Source organism: Viridibacillus sp. NPDC093762, assembly GCF_050279675.1.
In the GTDB taxonomy this organism is placed as follows: domain Bacteria; phylum Bacillota; class Bacilli; order Bacillales_A; family Planococcaceae; genus Viridibacillus.
The window spans coordinates 173,359-197,001 of sequence record NZ_JBNNUK010000001.1 but is presented as its reverse complement, the minus strand read 5'-3'; the positions used below and the strand labels follow the sequence as shown (position 1 = coordinate 197,001).

General features: G+C 34.6%; 22 protein-coding genes. 9 read left to right on the top strand and 13 right to left on the bottom strand.

Going from position 1 to position 23,643, the window contains the following annotated elements; translation table 11 throughout:
• Positions 1 to 61: 61 nt before the first annotated feature.
• Positions 62 to 1,390 carry an NAD-dependent malic enzyme gene (locus ACQKM9_RS00880; RefSeq protein ID WP_427731806.1) on the bottom strand — a complete coding sequence of 443 codons (1,329 nt, stop codon included), beginning with the start codon at positions 1,388 to 1,390 and terminating at the stop codon, positions 62 to 64.
• A gap of 514 nt (positions 1,391 to 1,904) precedes the next feature.
• On the bottom strand, positions 1,905 to 2,435 hold the full coding sequence (locus ACQKM9_RS00875; protein ID WP_427731804.1) for a sigma-70 family RNA polymerase sigma factor: 531 nt from the start codon (positions 2,433 to 2,435) through the stop codon (positions 1,905 to 1,907).
• A gap of 227 nt (positions 2,436 to 2,662) precedes the next feature.
• Here ACQKM9_RS00875 and ACQKM9_RS00870 point away from each other — a divergent pair, with 227 nt between their 5' ends.
• The 4 genes from ACQKM9_RS00870 (at position 2,663) to ACQKM9_RS00855 (ending at position 7,098) form a co-directional block, all read left to right on the top strand.
• Complete coding sequence (locus ACQKM9_RS00870; RefSeq protein ID WP_427731802.1) at positions 2,663 to 3,139, top strand: competence protein ComK; 477 nt, start codon at positions 2,663 to 2,665, stop codon at positions 3,137 to 3,139.
• A 350-nt stretch (positions 3,140 to 3,489) separates the two neighbouring features.
• The gene (locus ACQKM9_RS00865; RefSeq protein ID WP_427731800.1) at positions 3,490 to 4,416 is read left to right on the top strand and encodes an LCP family protein; all 927 of its coding nucleotides are present in this window, start codon (positions 3,490 to 3,492) and stop codon (positions 4,414 to 4,416) included.
• A 256-nt stretch (positions 4,417 to 4,672) separates the two neighbouring features.
• A complete protein-coding gene (locus ACQKM9_RS00860; RefSeq protein WP_427731798.1) occupies positions 4,673 to 5,788 on the top strand; it encodes a LysM peptidoglycan-binding domain-containing protein in 1,116 nt (371 codons plus the stop codon).
• A gap of 560 nt (positions 5,789 to 6,348) precedes the next feature.
• Positions 6,349 to 7,098 carry a C40 family peptidase gene (locus tag ACQKM9_RS00855; RefSeq protein ID WP_427731796.1) on the top strand — a complete coding sequence of 250 codons (750 nt, stop codon included), beginning with the start codon at positions 6,349 to 6,351 and terminating at the stop codon, positions 7,096 to 7,098.
• Between the two features lie 168 nt (positions 7,099 to 7,266).
• Here the strand turns inward: ACQKM9_RS00855 and ACQKM9_RS00850 are convergent, their stop codons facing one another.
• Positions 7,267 to 8,739, bottom strand: coding sequence for a S1C family serine protease (locus ACQKM9_RS00850; protein WP_427731794.1), 1,473 nt, complete (start codon positions 8,737 to 8,739; stop codon positions 7,267 to 7,269).
• A 149-nt stretch (positions 8,740 to 8,888) separates the two neighbouring features.
• On the opposite strand from ACQKM9_RS00850, the gene ACQKM9_RS00845 reads away from it, so the two are divergent.
• Together ACQKM9_RS00845 and ACQKM9_RS00840 are read left to right on the top strand one after the other, a co-directional pair.
• Positions 8,889 to 9,974, top strand: coding sequence for a CapA family protein (locus tag ACQKM9_RS00845; protein ID WP_427731792.1), 1,086 nt, complete (start codon positions 8,889 to 8,891; stop codon positions 9,972 to 9,974).
• A 96-nt stretch (positions 9,975 to 10,070) separates the two neighbouring features.
• Positions 10,071 to 10,793 (top strand): WecB/TagA/CpsF family glycosyltransferase, encoded by a 723-nt coding sequence (locus ACQKM9_RS00840; RefSeq protein WP_427731790.1) that lies wholly within the window; start codon positions 10,071 to 10,073, stop codon positions 10,791 to 10,793.
• 524 nt (positions 10,794 to 11,317) lie between these two features.
• On the opposite strand, the gene ACQKM9_RS00835 is transcribed toward ACQKM9_RS00840, so the two are convergent.
• On the bottom strand, positions 11,318 to 11,479 hold the full coding sequence (locus ACQKM9_RS00835) for a DUF5658 family protein (protein ID WP_427731788.1): 162 nt from the start codon (positions 11,477 to 11,479) through the stop codon (positions 11,318 to 11,320).
• A 342-nt stretch (positions 11,480 to 11,821) separates the two neighbouring features.
• Between ACQKM9_RS00835 and ACQKM9_RS00830 the strand changes: the two genes are divergently transcribed.
• Positions 11,822 to 12,256, top strand: coding sequence for a hypothetical protein (locus ACQKM9_RS00830; protein WP_427731786.1), 435 nt, complete (start codon positions 11,822 to 11,824; stop codon positions 12,254 to 12,256).
• 227 nt (positions 12,257 to 12,483) lie between these two features.
• On the opposite strand, the gene ACQKM9_RS00825 is transcribed toward ACQKM9_RS00830, so the two are convergent.
• From ACQKM9_RS00825 to ACQKM9_RS00795, 7 genes are all read right to left on the bottom strand, one after another.
• Positions 12,484 to 12,624: a hypothetical protein gene (locus tag ACQKM9_RS00825; RefSeq protein WP_427731784.1), complete on the bottom strand. Its 141-nt coding sequence runs from the start codon at positions 12,622 to 12,624 to the stop codon at positions 12,484 to 12,486.
• Positions 12,625 to 12,799: 175 nt separating this feature from the next.
• Positions 12,800 to 13,285 carry a tyrosine-type recombinase/integrase gene (locus ACQKM9_RS00820; protein WP_427731783.1) on the bottom strand — a complete coding sequence of 162 codons (486 nt, stop codon included), beginning with the start codon at positions 13,283 to 13,285 and terminating at the stop codon, positions 12,800 to 12,802.
• Between the two features lie 195 nt (positions 13,286 to 13,480).
• On the bottom strand, positions 13,481 to 13,627 hold the full coding sequence (locus ACQKM9_RS00815) for a hypothetical protein (protein ID WP_427731782.1): 147 nt from the start codon (positions 13,625 to 13,627) through the stop codon (positions 13,481 to 13,483).
• Positions 13,628 to 13,964: 337 nt separating this feature from the next.
• The gene (locus ACQKM9_RS00810) at positions 13,965 to 16,646 is read right to left on the bottom strand and encodes a hypothetical protein (RefSeq protein WP_427731781.1); all 2,682 of its coding nucleotides are present in this window, start codon (positions 16,644 to 16,646) and stop codon (positions 13,965 to 13,967) included.
• Positions 16,647 to 17,280: 634 nt separating this feature from the next.
• Entirely contained in the window at positions 17,281 to 18,507 is a 1,227-nt protein-coding gene (locus ACQKM9_RS00805; protein ID WP_427731780.1) for a hypothetical protein, read from the bottom strand.
• 177 nt (positions 18,508 to 18,684) lie between these two features.
• On the bottom strand, positions 18,685 to 18,975 hold the full coding sequence (locus tag ACQKM9_RS00800) for a DUF2653 family protein (RefSeq protein ID WP_427731778.1): 291 nt from the start codon (positions 18,973 to 18,975) through the stop codon (positions 18,685 to 18,687).
• On the bottom strand, positions 18,963 to 19,424 hold the full coding sequence (locus tag ACQKM9_RS00795) for a hypothetical protein (RefSeq protein WP_427731776.1): 462 nt from the start codon (positions 19,422 to 19,424) through the stop codon (positions 18,963 to 18,965). The genes ACQKM9_RS00800 and ACQKM9_RS00795 overlap by 13 nt, the downstream gene beginning before the upstream one ends.
• A gap of 351 nt (positions 19,425 to 19,775) precedes the next feature.
• On the opposite strand from ACQKM9_RS00795, the gene ACQKM9_RS00790 reads away from it, so the two are divergent.
• Entirely contained in the window at positions 19,776 to 20,093 is a 318-nt protein-coding gene (locus tag ACQKM9_RS00790) for a general stress protein (RefSeq protein ID WP_427731775.1), read from the top strand.
• Between the two features lie 59 nt (positions 20,094 to 20,152).
• On the opposite strand, the gene ACQKM9_RS00785 is transcribed toward ACQKM9_RS00790, so the two are convergent.
• Complete coding sequence (locus ACQKM9_RS00785; RefSeq protein WP_427731773.1) at positions 20,153 to 21,136, bottom strand: methyl-accepting chemotaxis protein; 984 nt, start codon at positions 21,134 to 21,136, stop codon at positions 20,153 to 20,155.
• An 11-nt stretch (positions 21,137 to 21,147) separates the two neighbouring features.
• Positions 21,148 to 22,284 carry an FIST signal transduction protein gene (locus ACQKM9_RS00780; RefSeq protein ID WP_427731771.1) on the bottom strand — a complete coding sequence of 379 codons (1,137 nt, stop codon included), beginning with the start codon at positions 22,282 to 22,284 and terminating at the stop codon, positions 21,148 to 21,150.
• Between the two features lie 208 nt (positions 22,285 to 22,492).
• Here ACQKM9_RS00780 and ACQKM9_RS00775 point away from each other — a divergent pair, with 208 nt between their 5' ends.
• Positions 22,493 to 23,629 carry an MFS transporter gene (locus ACQKM9_RS00775; protein WP_427731769.1) on the top strand — a complete coding sequence of 379 codons (1,137 nt, stop codon included), beginning with the start codon at positions 22,493 to 22,495 and terminating at the stop codon, positions 23,627 to 23,629.
• The last annotated feature ends 14 nt before the right edge of the window (positions 23,630 to 23,643 follow it).

Sequence of the window (23,643 nt, the reverse complement as noted above, 5' to 3'; positions counted from 1 at the left end):
TTTCGCATTGCGGAATGCTTTTTTTATACAAAAAAACCGCTTAATAAGCGGTCTATTGTTATTAATCTATATTTGCCCTCTCTATTAAAGCTACTCTTTCAACGGCTTCAGCTACCGATTTATGAACGTTCGGATCTAGCGGGTGTGGTACAAGGTCACCATTTCGCGTTGCGTCTACAATGGCATTAGCGGCAGCTAATAACATTGGGTACGTAATACTTTTAACATTGGCATTTAATGCCCCTCGGAAAATCCCAGGAAAGCCAAGAACATTGTTGACCAGGCGTCCATCTGCAGCATATGATGCTCCAGCAGCAATTGCATCTTCAGGAGTAATTTCTGGGTATGGATTTGAAAGAGCCAAAATGATCTGTCCTTCACGTACCATTGACGGTTGAATCAGACCTGATACCCCTGTCGTTGCAATGACAATATCACATTTTGCTATCGTTTCTTCAACTGAATCTACTACCGTTCCACCAAAACTACGTAAACGGACTAATGCACTTTCTTGCGGATCTGTGCCACATACTTCTTTAACACCATAAGCCATTAGCATACGACAAATTGCCAACCCTGCTGCACCAAGACCAATTTGACCAACAACAGCATCTTTCAGTTCAACTCCTGCATAACGACAAGCTGATATTACTGCAGCTAAAGTAACAACAGCTGTTCCATGCTGATCATCATGCATAACAGGAATTGATAGCTCAGCTTTTAGACGCTCTTCAATTTCGAAGCAATGCGGTGAACCAATATCCTCTAATAAAATACCACCAAAACCTTTTGCTATATGTTTTACGGTTTCAACTACTTCATCAGGATTGCTTGTATCGAGTAAAATTGGAATACCACTAATACCAGCAAATTGATCAAACAATACAGCCTTCCCTTCCATCACTGGCATACCTGCAACTGGTCCTATATTCCCTAAACCTAAAATGGCTGTACCATCGGTCACGATGGCAACAGTATTACCAATGCTTGTGTAATAATGTGCTTTTTCGGGTTCTCTTTGGATTTCTTGACAAACGTTCGCCACACCCGGTGTATAAATTCGACGTAAATCACTTAATGAGCGCACGTCTACGCGACTCGTCATATGGATTTTTCCGCCTTCATGCGCTTTCATGACGTCATCCGAAACTGAACGAACGTGAATATTTTCATCTATATTATTAATCGCTTCTACAATCTGATTGAGTTGAGCTATATCTTCACAAGTACATGAAATATCACGAATTGTAGATAAAGTACCAATTTTCATTGTTTTGATATCACCAATATCACCGCCAATTGAGCCAATTGCTGTAGCAACCTTTGCCAAATTACCAGGTATAGATGGTGTTTCTACTATTAGATTACGAATAATGCTTTGAACGTTCAATATCTTTCCTCCCAATTTTGAAAACGCTTTTTGGTTATGGAGTTTATAATACTACTCTAAATCCTACACGTAAATACGTTTACCTATAAAAAACATAAAAAAACTAACTTATTCGCAAATATAGGTTATTTTCACTACTTTTTACTACTTTCAAATCTTTTACAAATGCATTATATCTTTCAGTTACATTACAGTTATTTTCTCTTTTTACTTCTCCATGCTGAAAAACGCATGAATTCAAATTCATGCGTTTTCGCGAAGAAATCATATATCCCCAAAAAGTTTGTAGTCATTTCCTATTCAAGCAATGCAAATCACTCAAATTTAGTCATTTCGACACCCGACTCCCACTTCAATCTACAATTTCTTCTACAGCTATCCTCTTACTCTCTATTATCCACGACATTTTCTGCAGCGCATATTGAAATTCTGTCAAGAAAACTACTGATTTCGACATTTGCTACGATAAAACGCTAGACTTCTTAATAATTTCGCTTCACTTTGTATAATCTTTCTAGTTTCCACTTTTATGAACGACCAATCTTTCGTTAGCTTTTTTGCGACTCTTCATTTTTCCTTCTCGTATTTGCTTCATAATCCGATCTCTCCGTTTTTTTATACCTCCTATTGTAAGTCCTTCCTTAACCGCTAATTCGGCATAGCTGTATCCTTTTATATACAATAGAATGAGTAATTGTAAATCCTTAGTCGGTAGTGATTCTAATATAGTATCTAGTATGTGGGTGTCTGACTTTTCTACTTGGGTGTTTTTTATTAGTATTTCTAACGTATCTGACTCGGCAGGTATATTTCGATCTTCATTGCGTGATTCTTTCTTCAATTCATCTAAAACAGCACCTTGAATACATCGGTAGGCATACGGAGCAAAGTCACCTCGACTGCCTTCATATTTTGTCCACGCTTTCCAAAGTCCGATCCGTGCCGCTTGCCTATATAGCTCATGGTCTCGATAAATACGACAGCGATTCATAACACTTGTAATCATTGGTTCAAATTGTGCTAAAACAATTTCATATTGGTCCATTAGATGGCCTTTCTAGTTGTGCACAACCCTTTGTATTCCCGGGTACTACTTATCGTATATGGAATTATCGTTCAGGACGAATGACTATAGTTAAGGTTTACTCCACCGAACTTAACGTATACCTTACCTTAAATTCATTGATATTTCATAATATTTGGAAATTATGCAATATTATGTTGATTTCAGTTGGTCATTTTCGTATGATGGATGAAAATGTGAGGTGTTCGATGATGTTTGATAAGGATTTAGATTTAATCACTACCAATTCATTCGTTTTATCCCCCTTATTTGAAGGAGAAATGAAGTCGAAGGTAATGACTAGAGATGGATATTTATACTCGACTTTAACGCCTATTCAGCTACTCGAAAAAATCTGTATTCGTTATGGTTCTACTTTTCAAGGTCGTATAGACGCTGCTAAGGAGCTTCTCGGTTATTCAAAAAAGCTACCACTTTATATCGGAGAAGGTATTTATGCGTATCCGACACGATCACCTTATCACCCTGAGTGTGTATGGGTTTTTTATCATTGTTATCGTTATGAGGCATATAGTAAAAGACAGACCATTCTTTATTTTGATAATGGCGAAATAGTCATTTTGGATATTTCTCTACATACTGTTATGGAACAACAGCAACGATTAGCCTCGATTATTTTGTCTTTACGTTTTAATAAACAACAAACACTAATTCGTCGAAAATGATATCAAAAAGCTCCTTTTCATGAGAAATGCGAGCTTTTTGTTATTTAAATATATTATTAGATGCTCTTTCTATGTTGTTTTGATACAACTTTTATAACGACATTTAACACATAAAAATTGAAAAATTGATTGAAATGACATATAGCCGTCATGTACCCACACTACCTTTTACGACATAATGACCAACAAATCGATAATTAAAATAGCTTTTGTCGATAACTTATATGTTTTGCGATATTTTGTATAATTTCATCGGATGATAGTAAGTGAGTTAACCGATAAATTTGTCGACTCAATTCGCAATTATACATAGAACAGTCGAATCCCATTTTTCAGGAGGTGTCATACCAATGGATATCGAGGTAGAAAAGACAAAGAAGAAAAGAAAATGGCCATGGATTATTGGCATAGTTATATTAGGAATTGGTATGTATGTTTGGAACGTATATGCCAATTTATCTTCAAATTTAAAGAGTGTGCATGTAGAAATTGATCGAGATAAATCCGATTTGAGGGTGGAAAAAGTCCATTTAGAGAAAAAAGAGCCGTTTTCCATTTTACTATTAGGAGTAGATCAACGGGAAAATGATAAAGGACGATCTGATACGATTATTGTACTTACGATTAATGCTAATGAAAGAAGTACGAAAATGCTAAGTATTCCAAGAGATACTTATACTAAAATTGTTGGGTACGGGATGCGTGATAAGTTGAATCATGCTTTTGCTTTTGGAGGAACTAAAATGGCAATGGCCTCAGTTGAAAATTTACTTGATATTCCAATTGATTATGTAACGGAAGTGAACATGGAAGGCTTCCAAGATATTGTAGATGCTGTTGGTGGTATTACAGTGACTAATTTGCTTGCATTTAAGGAAGAAGGTTATAGTTTTCCAAAAGGGAAAATAAAATTAGACGGTGAACATGCACTCGCATACGTACGTATGCGGAAGGAAGATCCTAATGGGGACTTTGGTCGCCAAGAACGACAAAAACAACTTATTCAAGGAATTTTAAAAGAAGGAGCTTCTGTTAGTAGTCTTTGGAAGTATAAAGATATTTTTAATGCACTCGGTGACAATATTTCAACAAATTTGACATTTGGACAAATGATGGAGCTACAAAAAAATCATAAAGAGGCTCTTAATTCGATTGAACAACTCTATTTTCATAAGGGGCAAGGTCAGACGATGAATGGTATTTGGTATTATATGATGAATAAGAAGGAACTTAAGGATGTATCCGCTGAATTAAAAGCTCATTTAGGCTTGAAATAGTTAATTAGTTTATTTTTATTACTATTGATATATTTTTATTATTTTTAATTAGTTATAAAAACCCTTGTTATATTTATAACAAGGGTTTTTATGGTTTTAAATGACCATTACTTTCGAATCTTGCGCATTCCACAAAAATAATCACTATCTTATTACCCCTTTTTACTAATTTCATTGTTTTCTCTGTTTTTTTTCAATAGAATGAGGGTACAAAGAACAGGTATGACAATTTGAAATATAAAGAGGAGTGATTTTTGTGAAAAAAGCTACCTATTCCATTTTGGCTACAGGTGCACTCGCACTTTGTATAAATAGTCAATCAACAGAAGCAAGCTCAAATACTTACACAGTGAAAAGTGGTGATTCTTTATACACAATCGCACTTAAACATGGCACAACAGTCACTAAACTAAAACAGTCGAATAATTTGAAATCAGATATAATTTATCCAAAACAAAAATTGCTACTTTCCGGCAAAGCATCTACTCAAACATCAAAAGTACCATCTAATACAGTGAATACAAATGCAGTTTCTCAATCTAGTAATACAGCTACTTATAAAGTGAAACAAGGCGACACACTTTCAAAAATTTCAACAAAATTTAACGTATCTGTCAGCGCCCTTCAACAAATAAATAAAATAAAGGGCCATCTTATATATGTAGGACAAAAGATAAAAGTCCCTACAACAACGACAAATGCTGGTAAACCAAATGGCAATACTACAACAACTAAGCCTGATAAAACAACTAAACCACCAACTCCAAACAATGTTAATGCTACTTCCTACAAAGTTGTAGCCGGTGATACGCTATCTGGCATTGCTTATAAATTCGGTATTTCGATAACACAGTTGAAATCTTGGAACGGTTTAACTGCTGATCTAATACGTGTTGGACAAACATTAAAAGTCAAAAATAGCTCAGGCTCTACTATCCAACAAGACAAGGAAAATACAACAAATGTTTCAAAACCAACAACACCAACAGTTTCAACAAATGAAATTAAACAAAAAGCTGTTAGCTTAGGTCTATCTTTACAAAATACACCTTATGTTTGGGGTGGACAAACACCAGCAGGGTTTGATTGTAGCGGTTTCATTCACTATGTATTTAATAATGCTGGCCTTTCCATGACTCGTACAAACGCTGCAGGTTATGAAGCTAGATCTTACTATATCAATACACCTCAAGCAGGTGACCTAGTATTTTTCCGTGATACATATCAAACTGGTATTTCGCATTTAGGCATTTATATTGGTAATGGTCAATTCGTACATGCTGGTGGTACACATGTTCAAGTCTCTTCAGTAAATGAACCATATTGGGCTCAGCACTTTGATAGTTATAAACGTTTCTATTCACTTGATTAAAACTTATAAACGAAAGAATGTATTCTACTATCCAGGAACTGATGTTATTAACCATTTGTTATAAAAAAGCATTTTCATGGCGATTCAAATTGCCTTGAGAATGCTTTTTTGTATAGTTAGGCTAGCCAGAAATTATTAATTGGCAACCCAGCAGAATTCATTACTGAAATACTCTTCTCGAAATACTTCAAAGCTACTTGCAATGAAATATTTCAATAACATCCGGATTTTGTAACATTATGTTACAAAACGCTTCGCTAAAAACTCAAATTACCCGACTTATTGCACTAATTTTACTTATACATAAATTGTTTAACTTATAAGTACTGCAAATTAATGATTTCCCACTAATATTCAAACAACAAAGACTTAATTACCATTCACCATTAGAACTTTATTCTCATTTCTGTTACACAACTGTAATATAACTGTAAACGAAATAGTATTGTGTTTCTTTTCTGAATTCTTTAAAGTATTACTTAGTCAAACAAACTAAAATTCAAAATAATCGTTGAACATTATATACAAAAAAAATTGTTGAAAAGTTGGAGGACGAATTGATGAATATGAAAGCATTATTTACAGCAATCGCATCAAGCACACTTGCTTTAACACTTGCCTTTGGAAGTGCCAAAGCTGCTGAAAACGACAACAACACTAAAGAAAATACAAAAGTTGAATCAGTAGAAATAACTCAAGTTTCAAACTCGACTGCTACTAAAGTTAATAGTCACTTAAAAACAACTGCAAGCTTGAACCTACGTTCTGATGCTTCAACTAAATCAACAGTAAAAACAACTGTTGCTTCAGGCACTGTTGTAAAAGCGTCTGCTAAAAAAACTATTGATAACAAAACATGGTATAAAGTTTCAGTAAACGGCAAACAAGGCTGGATGTCTGGTGATTACCTATCAAAAACATCAAAGAGCGTAACAAAAGCATCTGCAAGTAATGATTCTGGTAGCGATATCGTCGATCAAGCTCTAAATTATATTGGTATTCCATACCGTTATGGTGGTACGACTACTTCTGGATTTGATTGCAGCGGCTTTACACAATATGTTTTCAAACAACAAGGTAAATCTATCACACGTACAAGTCGTTCACAGCGTAGTGAAACAAGATATACAAGCAACCCACAAGCAGGCGATTTGGTATTCTTCACACAAGGTGGAGGCTCAATCGATCACGTAGCGATTTATATGGGTGACGGTAAAATCGTACATGCTGCCGGAAGCCAAGTCCAAGTTCAATCTATCAATAATGGATACTGGAATCGCTATTTACACAGCTATGGTACTTTTAACTAATTTAATTTAATCATTCACTTTAGAACCTCTAAGTATTGGACTTTTAGAAAAAAGCCCTTTACTTAGAGGTTTTTATGTTCATAATTAGCAACGTTACTTTCTTTCTAAAATTTAACATCTATATTACACACAAAAACCTCGAGCTTTGTTAGCTCGAGGTTTAGGTACTTATTCTTCTGTTATTTCATCTGAAGGTGTATCAGTTGGTGTCTCTGTACCTTGTGTTTCAACAGGTTCTTTTTCTTCTTCATCTGATTTTCCATTGTCATCAGCTGGTGGCGTAGTTACATTTTCTTTATCTTCTTCTTTTTTATCACCAGAACCTGATGTAGGTAAATCTGTATTTGTTGATAAGATTTCAATTTTAGAGAACTGATAATCACCATATTCATCAATAATTATTGTATATTGAATAGATTGTTTTATCGTTCCTTTTGTACCTGTTTTAACGTCTTTGTAAGTGTATGTCGAGTTAATATTTGCTGTCGCATAGTGATCAGATATGTTCGGAGAATCATCATAAATATGCAATGCGCCTAAAGTAAATTTCAAATCTTGATACTCTTTATCTTTTGATGAATAGTTTGCAATCATCTCTTTAGCTATTGTTTCTGCACTACTGTTTGGTAACAAATACGTTTCATAGTAGTTTTTATTTTTATCTTTGATAGCGTACGGGAATAGTTCATAGTAGCCGTCAATATAGTCTTTAATTAATTTTTTATCTAAATAAGCATCCTGTTTATGATCGTAATCTTCTTCGTCATCTAGTTTAATGTCGACGTCTTGGTCTGCCCATTTTGTGATAAGTGGCATTATTGAATAGATCGGGATTGCGTAACCAATTTCAGGTTGATCCGTTAAAATGATGGAGTTAATACCGATAACATTACCAGTTGTCGCATTAACTAGAGGTCCACCACTAGAACCTGGCTCTAATCTTGCTGTGATTTCATATAGGTTTGAATAATTATATTCATCTGTAAAATTAGCGTCTAAACTTTTAATATCACCTTCTGTTGATGTACCACCCTTGTTATTAGGGCTTCCAATGGCGATAACTGGCGTATCTACTTTTGCTTTTGTAGTATCCAGTACAAGTGGGTCTTTACCTTCTAAACCAGGAACACGAATCAATGCAATATCTGTTTTTTTAGAAATACCTATCACTTGTCCTTGGAATTCTTGACCATGCTCATTTGTTACAAATACATAGGATGCATCTTTTACTACATGGGCATTTGTAATAATGTCCCCTTTTTTATTGAAAAGAAAGCCCGAACCTTGTTGTAAGTCTGTGTAGACAGTGTACACTTGCGTTTTTGCATTCGCAATAATAGCAGATGTATCGTTTTTAGGCATTATCACATCTGTGACATCTTCATTCGTAATGCCATCTTTAACACCCGTCGTGACAGATCCTTCTCGCTTCTCAGATGTGTCCTTATCTAAATCTTCTTTTGGTTCTTCTGGAGTTGGCTTTTGGACTTCAGCCACTTTCACATTGGGTTCATTTGTCGCTTCATCATTTTTTGTAAGGAGTGTGTATAATCCGGCAATAACTGCTATGATTAAAATAACGGAAGCTACTACACGTTTAAAGGATGTATTTTTGGGATTATATCTCCTATTATTAGTCACTTTCACATCCACTTCCTGTCTGCATAAAATTCATTACTATAATAGACGGATTAACTACATCTAAAGTTTCAAAAAATGTAGTAATCATTTTTCACAAAGTTTATCATAGCACAATCTATAGAAAATGGACTTAGAAAGGATGATTTTCTTTGAAAAAAATTCTATTAATATGTTGTACCCTTTTTTTACTTAGCGCATGCACCGTTTCAGAAAAATATCAAAAAATAGTATCCAATGAAACTACTACTGATAGTCAACCAGAAAAAGTGGAGCAAGAGGTTCCTGTCATAAAGGATAAGGAGATTTCCATAGCTATGATTGGCGATATCCTATTGCATGAACAACTATTATATTACCAAGATTACTCCCCTTCTTTTGCTGCCGTGGAGGATACTTTAAAGAGCTTCGACTTTCTGCTTGCGAATCAGGAATCTTTGCCCGTTGGTAAAGAATTTGGCTTATCTGGCTATCCTAAATTTGCAAGCCCCGATTACATTGTTCGTGATTTAAAAGAAGCTGGTGTTGATCTCTTGTCAGTAGCCAATAATCACACATTAGACCGTGGTGAAGAAGGCGTTCTAGCTGCTCTTAAGAATATCCAATCTTATGGCCTTCCTTATGTTGGGGCTTATAAATCCGAGAAAGATCGCGAAAAGATGCGTATTATCAATGTCAAAGGTATCAAAGTTGGAACGTTATCCTATACGTATGGAACAAATGATAATGAGACACCTGCTGGTAAAGACTATCTAGTCAATCGAATCGATCTTGACACTATTCAAAAGGACATCAAAAAAATGCGCCCTTATAGCGACGTCCTCATCGTCAATATGCATTGGGGCACTGAATACCAATCTACACCAAATAAAAAGCAAAAACAAATGGCTAAAGTCATTTCTGAAGCTGGTGCAGATATAATTTTTGGGCATCATCCACATGTCTTACAGCCCTATGAGAAAATAACTGCAAAAGACGGACACGAGACGCATGTATTTTACTCTTTAGGTAATTTCTTCGCCGCTATGCAAGATCCAAATACTTATGTGGGTGGCATCGCCTCGTTAAATGTTGTAAAAAATGCAGAAGGGGACATTCGGATCGTTTCACCCCGCTTCACCCCAACTGCTATTATGAAGAAAGACGGTTTCTATTCAGTAGAGCTTTTGAAGGATGTCGAAAAACAGGCTGTAAGATCCGTTGATTGGGTACAAGAGACTGTAGGTGTTGATCAGTAAGAAGTAAACATATTGGACGTTTACACGTTAGCCACGCCCCTTTCAAATGGTTTACTATATAATAGAAAGAAATGCTTTTATAAAGAAGGTTTTTAGATGAAGAAAATAGATATTTTATCGATTCCGATAGCGGATACAACAAAAAAAGAATTTGTAAATACAGTCACAAAACAAGTTGGACAAGTTTGGATCGTAACCGCGAATCCTGAAATCATTATGCTTGCCAAAGAACTACCCAGTTATGAAAAGCTATTACACACTGCTGATTATGTAGTGGCAGATGGTATAGGTGTTGTCATTGGTTCTAAAATGCTAGGACAACCATTAAAAGAGCGCATTCCAGGATTTGAATTAGTACATGAGTTTATGGGTGTTGCGGATGCTACGGGAACGCGCAATAGAATTTTCATGTATGGAGGTAAGCCTGGTATCGCAGCAAAAGCGGCTGAGATGGCAAAAGCTCAGTACCCTAATATTGATATCATCGGTGTCGCTGATGGTTATGGCGGAGACGGCGATGGTGATGAAGTTGCAGCAAAAGCAGCCGCCCTATCTCCTGACTACGTATTCGTAGCGTTAGGCGCCCCAAAGCAAGAGGAATGGATTGCTGCACATCTCAAGCAGTTCCCTAATGCCATTTTAATGGGTGTTGGCGGGAGCTTGGATATACTATCTGGGAACATTGATCGAGCACCAGATATCTTTCTTAAGTTAAATTTGGAATGGTTCCACCGCTTGATAACTCAACCTACTCGTTGGAAGAGAATGCTGAAGATTCCACAGTTTTTGCTTACTGTGAAGAGAGATGGACGAAAATGAGTGGTTGTTGAGTAGTGGGATAGTCTTTTGGATAAAATTGATTGGAAGCCGCCTGAATGGGCGGCTTTTTTGTGTGTTTTGGGGGTGGTTTTGGGATTGTTGTGGTAACTGGGGTGTTTGTTGTGGTAACTCCGGCGTTTGTTGCACTAACTCGTCTGTTTGTTGCACTAACTCCGATGTTTGTTATTTAGGAGAATATTCACGTCCTAGAAGCTAGGCTTTTGTTTGAATAAAGGGTAATTTTCTAACTTGATTGAAATATCATTATTCCCCTTTTCAGCAAAAGAAAGCCCTAACCTCCGAAAAGATTAAGGACTAATTATATTTAAATACTCTAAGAATCTGGAACCCACTGATTAGATGACTAATGAAATCCACCAAACATGCTGAATGAATACAGCAAAGTGAAGGACAATAGCCGCCCCCATAAAGAGCCGTAATGATCTTTTCAACACTGAACCTTACTGAGGATATACAATAACAATAATGGAAACATAATTTTCAATGGATAGAATCCGAAAACACTATTTCAATATACTAAAAGGTGTGAGTGGGTTTGCTTCAGTAATGTGGCCACGTCGAATACCAAAATCGGTGAAAATTGAATCTAGAATGAATAAGAATAATAGAAGTAATCCCGCAAAAAATATTTTGCTACATAGAAAAACTGCAATTTTAACTCCCAAATAATGTAACCCCTTTTTATTCAATAGTAAGCTTGTACTATTCTGGTAAAGCTGATGGTAAAATTCACTTTCAGGTTGGGTAAATTTACAAGATAGGAATTAGAGGAAAAAGCAGTTTTCATTATTAAATTAATTTCAGTACCAAATTCTTCGATTAGTTTTATAATAGTCCAGTTGTCACTACTTTTCTTATTTGTCATGGGTGTTCACCCCACAAAGTCTAATGAGCTCATTAATAAATGCTTTATTCTCAAAGAACATTTTCTAATTACTAACTTAAAGTTATAATTCCATCCTTTTTTGGAAAGTATGTATTTATCACTGAAAGAAGGATGATAAATTATGATTAAGAAGTTTTTTGCCACTTTAATAATATGTTCAATTTCTTTTTTCGCAGGATCGTATTACACAATGAACAATTCCCCCTCTAAACTCCTTGATTGGAATAAGGAATCTATTTTCCAAGATGGCGTTGAATTAATTTCAATTCTGCCTCAAAACCTAGAAATCGTATTTGATGATTTAAAAATCTTCATATCCGATTCAATCGACTTCGTTGATGAAAAGATTGGTAACTTACTAAATAAAGAAAAAGATGAAATAAAAAGTGATATAGTAGAAAATCAAAATGACTATAAAAATCCTTTATTTGAAACAACTGAAGAATTACAGCAAGCAAATCTTCAGTATGATTTTAATGAAAATAAAATCATAAATACAATAGCAGAGAATTACTTAAGTAATTCTCAAGAAATTTTAAGTGAAAATAATAATTAATTTAGGAGAACATACCGACCGATTAAAATATTTGGAAGGTTGTTGCTCAAAGTGCTTTGTTTGTTGCCGAACACTCCCTAAGTATAAAACTACCACAAAAAGTAAATTCTGTATTTTTAAAAAATGCAATACTTAAAGAGATACAGCTCATTCGTCTAAAAAAGAAGAGTGTGTCTAATTCAATGAACTATGTAGTTAGTTGAACTGGATTACGATGCTATATGCTACTACAATTCCTGCTCATTTCTTTCCTTTTCGTGTTGCTGATAAGTCTTTAACATTAAGCGTTGATGAGATTTAATATATCCTCCTAGGGCTATTTCCAGTTCTTCTTTTTTCTTTTTTCTTTTTTCTTTTTTCTTTTTCATAATAAGCCGAGCGAAGTTCGATAGAATTTCAGGATCCTCTTCGCTCAGGATATAACTAGCTTTTAAAAGCCCATGACAAAAGAGTTTAGCAATCTATTCTGGCGTCTTTCACATCTGTTTTACTTCCAGGTACTACCTTCGTATGTTGGGCATCCACAACTAGAAACTCAATATCTTAAGCTTCTAATAAATTCACAATATGTTTCCTGTAAACACTAGTGATTTCTATGGCAACATGCGTACAGTTATTGTCTTTAATCCAGCCCACCATACGAAGTAATCTTGTCGCAAACGTATGTCGAAATAAATGCGGATGTAGATGAATTTGTAACTCCTTTGACACATAGCTCAACCAGTTCCGAACTGCATCACGATGTAATTTTTCTACGCTTTGACTAACCAACAAGTAAGAACTACTATGAAATGGACTTTTCTCTCTTTCACCTTGCAAGTAATCTTTCATGTAGGCTAACACATTTTGTCGTAAGCTAATTTCTCTTATTTTTCCGCCTTTCCCCTTAACCGTTAAAGCAGATGGCATTAGACTATCTTCTAAACGGACACTCACCAATTCAATCACTCGAACACCTATGTACAGTAATAGGTATCCTATTAAACGATTCCGTTCACTTACATTCGCTTTATCCTCTAAGTAAAACAAAAATCGTGTAAGAAACTCCTCAAATTGACGATGTTTCTATCTGTACACTTCAAACTTCCTTACACCGTTCATGTAGGATTCAATCATTTTAACTATTTTGCCTTCTTCTACTAACCATTGTTGAAATGCTTCCATTGGTGCTTTCACTGTTATCCTTCCTTGCAAAAAAAGAAAATCCTAAACCATTGTGTTGGTTTAGGACTCTTCATCTTGTAATTGTCGTAATGCTTCTGCTAAAACTGCAACTACTACTGTTACGATCAATTTGTACTTCATGCGCTTTTCCCTCCTAAAAATGAAACTCACGACAGTTATATAATAATGTCGTGAGTTTTTTTGCATACAAAAATAGCTCATGCCTTGTGTCGCATGAACTTGTCCTTTTTACTATTCTTTTGATTTACATTTGTCGTGGAGATTCCGATTAGTTTTGTCGTTAGTTTAATCGTTCTCTAATTGTACTTCTCCGTTTTTCAGCCAAATTGTTTTGACATGATGTTGATTACTTTCATCGTAACGTCCATCATTAAGTAATCTTCATTACTTTTTGTTAAGTAACTAATGGCTGTTATCATGCAAACCTTCGGTAATGCTATGAAACAAAAAAACTCCTATCTTCCGAAAAAGATAGGAGTCTTTGAATCCGTTTGCCCAATAAGGTAAGGGGTGGATTTTAATACTAGTTATCTGCTACAGTGTTATCGTTAGCATCTGCTAAATCAGTTGAAGCAAATACTAGAGTTACTTTAGAAGATGAAGTTAAAGAAACACCAGTTGTGATTACTAATTTACCGCCTTTAGCTTCCACTTTCGCTGCTTTATCTTCAACGCCATCAACTTTTACTGTTACACCTTTAGGAGCAGCATTGTCTTTAAGGTCTTCAGAGAATGTTGCAGTTGCTTGATTTGCACTATTAACAAGTACTGAAGAGAATGTTGGTAATACAGATTCTTTTAGGTCTACAGATTGAGTAGTTTGAGTATCTGCAATAGTGTTACCTGCAGCAGAAGTTACGTTAGATGCAATCAATGTACGAGTACCATTAGAAGCAATAGAACCTTGTGGTAATGTAATTAATACATGTTGCTTATCTCCATAGAATACTGCAGTTGTATTTGTTGGTAATGCTGCACCTGCAAGTTTGTAATTTTCTACAGCAGTTGCACTTGAAGACATTACTTCGTTGTAAGTTACTAAAATTTGAGTATTTTTAAGCGTTAAGCCAGAAACTGTAGCTTTTGTATCATAAGTTACTGTTGCTGATGTTGAAGAGCTTGTTTTTGGTGATAAAGTAAATGAACCAGCAGCTACTTCATTACCTGCAGCGTCTGTAAAGCCACCTTTAGCCCATGAGAATGTGTAATTACCATTTACTAAATTACCTTTAGTATCAAGAATTTGATTTTTAGAATCAGCGAATGACACTACTACATATTTTTCTTCATCAGTGTTAGTATCAATTTTACCGTTTCCGTTAAGGTCTTTACCTTTAGCACCAGTTAAAGTTGTACCTGTTAATGGAGTAACTACACCATCAGCATCTACAAATGAAAGTTTAAGTCCAGTTACATCAACCACACCTGCTGCATCTTTTACAGTTTCATCAAATTTAAGAACTAATTCGTTATTAACTAATTCTTTAGATAGTAAAGTTGGTGCTGTTGTATCTGTAGTAAGATTTACTGTTGCGTTAGTTGTTTTACCAGCATTATTAGAAGCGTCAGCGAAAGCTGAAACAACTACTGCTGCATTATTTAGGAATGTTGTTCCTGTTAATAAAGTAGAAGCATCAACTGTATAAGTAGTTTTTGTAGCGTCAGTTGCATCTGGGTTTGCTGCAATTGTGCTACCGTTAACAGTTACAGTTGGAGCTGCTTTTAATTGTTCTGAGAATTTTAAAGTAATAGTAGATTGTTTAGCAGAAATTGCTACTGTTGGAGCTATTGTATCTTCTACTGAAGAAACCGTTGTAGAAATTGTTCCACCAATATTTCCAGCAACATCAGTTGTACCTACTAATTCTGCTGGATATGATTTACTAGCATCAACTTTTACTGATGCGAATGTAGCTTTTGTATCACCAGCTTTAAAACCTGTTGCTGTATATGATTTACCATTTACAGTTAAAGTACCAGCATCTTTTACTTGTTCATTAAATTCAATAACTACGTCAGCAGTTGTAGCATCAGTTGCTTTAGTAGTAACAGATGAAATTGAAGCTGCTGTTTTATCAGAGAATGTTAATGTTTCAGCGTATTTAGCAAACCCTTCGTTAGCTTTTGTTTTGATAGAACCTGCAGCTACTGCAACATCATAACGACCAGAGAATACTGAAGTTCCGTTATTTGTTGTAATAGTATAAGTTTTACCATCTGAACTTAGAGCTCCATCAACATTAGCAGAACCTGAAGTTGTTGTAATACTGTTGTTTGTAGCAGTATCTAATGCTTTAAAAGTGAAATCGTCAACAGAAATTGTGTTTTTGTCAACAGTTTTGTTAAATGTTACTTTCAATTCTGTACCGTTAATCGCCTCTACAGCTTTAACTTTAGCTCCAACTTCAATACCATTTTCAATTGCACGCTCTACATTGTCTGCATCAACATAAGTACCGTTAGCAATTGTTGCGTCGAAGTAGAATTTATCTTCGAATTTTACTAAACCTTTGTTTAATACTGCATCTTTATAAAGTTGGTCTTGGAATAATGCTAAACCTTTGTTTAATGCTGCATCTTTATAAAGTTGCTCTTTGTAAACTGCTAAACCTTGGTTTAAAGAACCATCTTTGTAAAGTTGTTCTTTGTAAAGTTCTAAGCCTTTGCTTAGGTTACCAGAAACATAAAGTTGATCTTTGTAGATTCCTGTTGCTGCTTTACCAGTTTTGTAGTAAACGCCTTTGTAAAGACCTGTCGCTTTTTTACCAGCTTTGTAGTAAGTTTTGTTAACTACGCCAGTGTATGCTTTACCCGATTTGTAGTATACGTTTTTGTAAGTACCTGTCGCTTTTTTACCAGCATTGTAATACGTTTTGTTAGTTACGCCAGTGAATGCTTTACCTGATTTGTAGTATACAGATTTGTAAGTACCTGTCGCTTTTTTACCAGCTTTGTAATAAGTTTTTTTGTAAAGACCAGTTAATTTTTTACCGTCTTTATATAGCGCTTTGTTATAAGTTTTGTATCCTTTTACAACTTTACCAGTGCTCTTATATACAAGTTTACCTTTGCTCTCTTTTACTGAAGATGAGCTTTTTGCGAATGCTGTATCTGATCCAGCAGCTGCGAATGATCCTGTTAATAATGTAGCACCAATTACAAAGGCAGTAGCCGATTTTACTAGTTTAAGTTTGTTGTTTACCATTTTATTCATTCTCCTTTACTTGCGGATTATCTAAAAGTTTTAAAGTCATGTAGTTAATACCTCTAAATATCCTTTAAATTTACTTTACGTAATCCTTATTGACTATATTAACACACATCTAAAGGTATACTTAATATTTTTTTGGGTTTTTTACCATTTTGTTCGTTTTTGATAGTATATTCCTATTAAATTTATATAAATTTCCACCTGGTGATAAAATAGAATTATATTATTTCAAGATAATTACCTGTTAAAAATTTATTAAAATACGCATGTTTTCGTAAAATGTTATTCAAAAATTACTTAAAATGGATATTTTATAATAAAATTATACTATGAACAGTTTTTATTAGAATGTTTAAATTATTTAAATTTTCAGTTTTATTAGACTTGGATTATTACCTTTAATTGTCTTTTTAGGTTATTTTTTATAACATTTTTGCGTATTATGTTAATAAAAAGGATTAGATATAAATATTTCCTTACTTTAATTTTCAACATAATTATTACAAATATAACTTTAAATGGTTTTTCATCATACTAACATATAGATTGATATTTTATTATTTCAATATATTTACCCATAAAAAAGTAAAAACGTAGCCAGAAGTTTACTGACTACGTTTCTTATTTTTTAATCTTCTACCATTTCATAACCATAATTGGCATCTGCAATATGGAGAGCTGATTCACCCTCGACTGCAATAGAACCGAACAGTTTAATATTATCAATGCCGAAAATAGTAATGTTATATTTTCCTGCAGTGATAGGTCCTGAGATATCAAAGGTTGATACTGTTTTGGCTTTGTTCCATTTAAATGCTGAGATTGTATATAGATCACCATTTTTTTCTACGTTGATTAAAGGCTTCTTATTACTAACTGCTTGGCTATATGTTATTTCTAGCGTTTTTGTATCAACTATACGAATAGATTTAATAGTCGTCGCACTTCTAACTAATTCTCCATCTTCGTAAAGATTTCCGCCGTATTTGCCATTTGCGATATCTGTATGGTAATAATATTGACCATCAAATTTTGCAATTCCATAGTTCTCTTCGCTTCCATTGTAAAGTCGATCTTCAAATAATGTATATCCCTTATTATAATCTGCATCGTTATATAAGATATCGTTATATAGGAAGTACCCTTCATTTAAATATGATCCATCGTATAGTTTCTTATTATAAGTTGTATAACCAACATTCGGCTTTGCGTTCGTATACAATCGATCTTTATATACTGTTTTACTGTTTCTTAAATACGCTCCGTAGTACAGTTCACCATCAAATATTCTATAACCACTATTTATATTTGCTCCGTAATATAGTTTACTTTGATAAATAAGCGCACCTTTATTTAAATTTTCCCCATCGTAAAGTAAACCATTATAAATTCTAAAGCCTTCATTCGGCCAGCCATCTGGCGCATAAAGTTTGTTATTATATACAACATATCTTCCAGGCTCTTTACCAAATTCATAATAATAACCTTCTAATAGACCCGTAAAAAGTTTACCGGATTTATAATATCGTTCATTGCCAGAAACCGTGTACTGACCGGTTGCTTTTTGTGCATCTACATAGAGGATTCCTTGATAAAGCTTTTGCTTTTTATAGAGCTTGTTTCCTTTATATAGTTTGCCATTTTTCACCTTATAGCTTTGAGAAACCTTTTTCTTTGCTTTTGTCGTTTTTTTTGTCTTTGTTTGAAAACCGACCTTTTCTTTTTGTAAGTTAGTAGAATTAGCCGCTTGTGCGATGTCTGTTTTCGTTAAAGTTATTATCGAAGGGATTAATAGTACGGAACAAAGCATAAGCCGTTTGAGAAGTTTGATACGGGTATTGTTAGTCTTCTGCATCGATTTTAAAGCTCCTTCACTTATATGTATTTAGTTCTTCCACTTCATGTAACATACTTATTTTACCACATTTAAACCTATTTTTTTGTGAAATGCTGGTATTAATGTTTTATTATTAAAATAACAAAAAAAGCATCACTGATTTTATATATCAGTGATGCCTTGTTTTATATTTTATTAGTTTACTACGGCCATAATACCTTCTTCATCATCTAATACAAGTTCAATTCCTGAAGCGAATGGATCGCGGTTTAGGAATTCGGAAATCCATAAACGAACTGCCGCTATTAAACCCGCTTCGCTAACTGCTTCAACTTGACCTCTAATGAATGATTCTGCTGAAAAGCCTTCATCATCATCATATGCCAATTCAACCTCAACATCTTCTGGCATAACGTTTTTGTTACGAGCTTGGAAAAGACAGATTGCATTGATGATATCTTGTTCTGGAATAATTATCTGTTCCATGGGTTCGCTTCCTCTTTACGTTTTTTTGCTTTTAGCATAGTAAATACTTTACGAACTATTGCAATTAATACAATAATCGCAAGGATATTTACTGCAAATCCTAAAATAGACCCAAGTGCTCCCATGTTACCAAATAGACCACCGAATAATAATCCTGCTAGTCCACCAAGCATAAGACCTTTCATAAGGCCGCCCTTCATGAAGCCACCGCCTGATTTTGTAGCCGATGTTCCGTTATTTGTTTTTGTATCTTGTTTATCTTTTTGAATATTTGAATTTGTTGGTTGGTTATTGTTATTTGTATTGTAGTTCTTGTTCGTATTGAAGCCTTTTTTACCTGATTTATACCCTTTTGCTTCAACTGTTGCTGCTTGGTCGTTGAAAACAAAGCTTCCGACACTTGAGAATACAAGAGTGGCTGCAAATAAAGCTGCTACTAATTTTTTCAATGTATGACCCTCCATCAATTTTGGTAGTTTTTCTTTGGTGCTAACCCCACTGAACAGTGTATCATGCACTACTGGATATTTACACTGATATACAAGCGTTAGCCCATCTCATCACAGATAATTATCATGATCTACTTTATATACGTTTGAAAGGACAAAAGGTTTCAAAAACATTAAAACAATTTATCTCCTTTCCCCAAAGTGTTTTACATCCTATTTATAAGACACATTTCAAGTATAGGATTTTACCGCTTATATTGTTTGAACACTTGGTCTTTCCCTACTTATTGTTTAGATACTATTCCTTCAGGGTAAAGAGTATATGTAAAACAAAATCGGAGGGATATTCAAATGACATTAAAATTAACAGTAGAAAACTCCGTACAAGCTTTGGAAGAAATCAAAAAGTTAGAGCTTCAAGGTCACTTACGTGATGATATCTATGTATTCTCACACTTTAAAGAAAGATCTGATGATATCAATAAGGTTCTAGATACTGCTGAAGTTGGAATTAAAGAACTAGGAATCTTAAATAGTATGAAGAATATATTCACATCTCGTGGTGATGAACTACGCTATAAGATGGAGGCAGCTGGCTTAACAAAAGAAGAAGCTGCTAATGCTGAAGAGGAACTAGATAAAGGTAAATTAATCATTATAGTAAACTAATGAATATGTAGAGAACCCCCAATCACGCTAATATTGATTGGGGGTTTTTTGAATTTATATTAAAGCTGGTCGTTCTTCAATGCTTCAACTAAGTATTTTACTTGAGAAATATAGGATGTCATATCTGTTGAAATGAAAAATTTATCTTGTGAGAATATGTACAGTTCATCAATTCTTTTTGTTGATTGTTCGGATAAATGGACAATCTCTTTAAGTTCCTGACGGAATGTGATTATTTCAGCCATTGTTTTATCTGTTGCTAGCTTAATACCTGACATACTTGTAAATAGCTCTTTTTCGGATGTTGCTATTTTCTCGAAGAATTCACTGGTCAAACGAGTCATTTCTTGCGTATGATCGAATTCTTTTGATTTTTCAACGATATTTGATGATAGTGCCGAGACTTTATCGACAATTTCATTTACTTTTTTATTCACATTCACTAATGCATTTTTACTTTGTTCGGCTAATTTACGCACTTCTGCAGCTACCACTGCAAAACCTTTCCCATGTTCCCCTGCTCTTGCCGCTTCAATTGAGGCGTTTAACGCCAGTAAATTCGTTTGGTCTGCTATCCCCGCAATTATATTGGTAATAGCTATAATTTCATTTGTTTCTTGCTGTACTTCGGCGATGGATTTTTCGAAATTAGTAAATACGTCTTTGACATAATCCATTTGAGAGTCGAGTTTGTCCATATTTTCATTGCCTTCATTTACTAGTCGAATATTTTGCTCACCTTGTGCTTCCACTGAAGCTGTAATACTATGTATATTTTGCGCTTCATCAATGATTCTTTGGATATTATCACTTGAGGTAATCAAAGATGTTCTGCCCTCTTCTACAGTACTTTTAACTTCTGTAATACGCTCGATAAATACGCTGTCGCCTTTCGCGTTTTTTTCATTAGATGATTTTAATAATGCGACTAAATCAAGCAACCCATCAATCATTGATTCTTTTTCTTTGAGTGTCAAAGAGTTGATTTCTTCTATTAGATTGTCCGAATAATTTTCTTTTTGTTTGAAAAAGCTTTTAAGCATGCTCACCTCTCCTATCTTTTCTTCCCTAAACCTAAAAGTACTAGTGTTTGATTAACAAGCGATTTGTTAAATTGTTCTCCATAACTGCAGAACCCACCTAAGTTAGGTAATTTCTCAAGTTCTCGATTTAATTCGGGGAATAGACCCTGACTTTGAAATTGTAGTTTTCTTAGAATGCAGTTAAAGGCTAATACACCCTCTAACTCAGTAAACTCGGACTTGAAAGTATGTAATGTTTGTTGTAAAGTTTCAACTGGGTTTTTTGGTTCTAAAATCTCTACAATTGAATCTTGGAAAACTTGGCAATAAAATTGGATTGCTCCATTCGGTAGTATTTGGAATGGGGATGCGATAAAAATTTCATTGTTAAATCTTCTACCGATTGGGTTTGTCATAAAATATTGATCTAGTTCATTTTCTTTTACACCTAATCGATTTGCATAGATTGTCGTTGCCTTTTTTCCATCTAATTCATAGACAATACGTTGCTCAGTATCAGCTTTTGTAATTTTCATTGATTTCCCTGTACTAGTAAAAATATTCTCTTTTAGCATGACAAAATCTACAGTCGGTTTCATAAAGATGACTACGCCACCTTTACTTGATACTTCTCCGTTTAAGCTCACGAAGGTTTCAATGAATTTTGCATCATCTCCAGCAGTTGCACCAAAAACAGGGAAACCCTCATGTGGGAATATTGAATTGACGATTGATAACATCTTTTCTTCTGCAGCAATTAATCCATTCGGAAATACTAATGCCACCCCTTCTTTTTCAAGCGCTTGGCTGTTAAAATTAATACCTATATGTTTTGCTGCGGAAATTAGATCATTACGAGAGAATACAGGGTATTTCGAAATATCGTTCATCAAAACCGTGCTTAATTGTCCAATACTTTTCGCAAAGCTCATTGCTACGAGACCATTTTCTAAGAAGCCAGATGGTCCAATTTCGCCTGTCGTCGTTAATCCGACAACTTCACTATTTGGATATTGTGCATTAAATAGTGCTGTTACTTCTTGAAATGGATGTGTAGTGCTTGTAAAAAATAATAGTAATGAAGGTTCGGTATGTAGTTTACTTGTAACTTCTCTGACTGCTTCTACGGTATTTTTTTGCTTTGTAGAATTGGCACGTATTAATCCCATAGTAACACCTCTAGTTTTTCTTGATAGTTAGTTTGAATTGCTATTAATTATTAAAAATAGTTCTTTTTTACAATCTATTATAGCATGTATAAGGATTATTTAATTACTTTTTTTCCCTTTTGCATATTCGCTAAACTCAAGAAAATTTGGGTGATTGGCATTGATAGGCTATAATATATAAATAATTTAATTGTTGGAGAGGTTTTACATGAAAAAATTCATATATGTCATTGTTTTCTTTTCGTTCTTCGATTTGTTTACACAACTACCAGTCATGAGTACATTTGCTGAATCGCTTGGAGCTTCGGCCTTTATAACAGGCTTGGCGGTAGGTATGTATTCATTGTCTAATACATTTGGTAACATCATTTCAGGGTTTTTAACGGATCGTAGAGGTCCATATAAAGTCTTGATAGCGGGATTATTCACTACTGGTCTAGCTTTGTTGCTTTATATGTTCGCTGATGCCCCGATCATGCTCTTAGTTGTTCGCTTTATCCACGGTTTAGTAGCAGGTTTAATCGTTCCAGCAGCATTTACTTTTTTAGCAAATGAAACTGAACAAGAAAAACGTGGTAAGAGTAGTGCCATATCAGGTGCATTTGTAGGTATTGCTGCCATTACTGGCCCTGCATTTAGTGGTATTTTAGCTAGTCGGACAAGTGTACCATTTGTTTTTAACATTACAGCTGTCTGCATGCTAGTACTCGCTTTTTCAGCCATCTTTATCTTAAAAGCATCTCAAATAAAAAAAGATTCATCTACTAGTGTCCAAGTTCCAATTCGAGCTTTTTTCAGAAATGCAGGCACACTAAAAGCCTTTATAGGCGCATTTTTCCTTATGTTTTCTCAAGGAGCCATTGCTTATTTATTACCTTTAAAGGTACAAGAATTAGGTTTTGATTCTCGTGTGAGCGGAACTTTAATGAGTACATTTGGCATTGTTGCTGTTCTTGTATTCTTATTACCGACTAATAGAATTTTCGATAGAGTCAAGCCGATTAAAACATTAGCACTTGGTATTAGCTTGATGGGGCTAAGCCAACTATTAATTAGCCAGGCAGATTCAAGTACATTACTTTATATTGCAATGGCTTGTTATGGCTTTGGGTTCGCCTTCTTATTCCCTTCATTAAATTCGTTACTGATTGATTCGACAACTGTTGAGGTTCGAGGCAAGGCTTATGGTTACTTCTATGCGTTCTTCTCATTTGGAGTAGTTGTGGGCTCTTCGCTTTTAGGTTGGTTGTCACTTGGAATCACAGGCAGCTTTATTTTTACAGGAATCCTATTACTGTGCTTTGCTTGTGTGACATTATTTGATCGGAAAACTGCTTTAGCTTGAGATTCTGCCAGAGA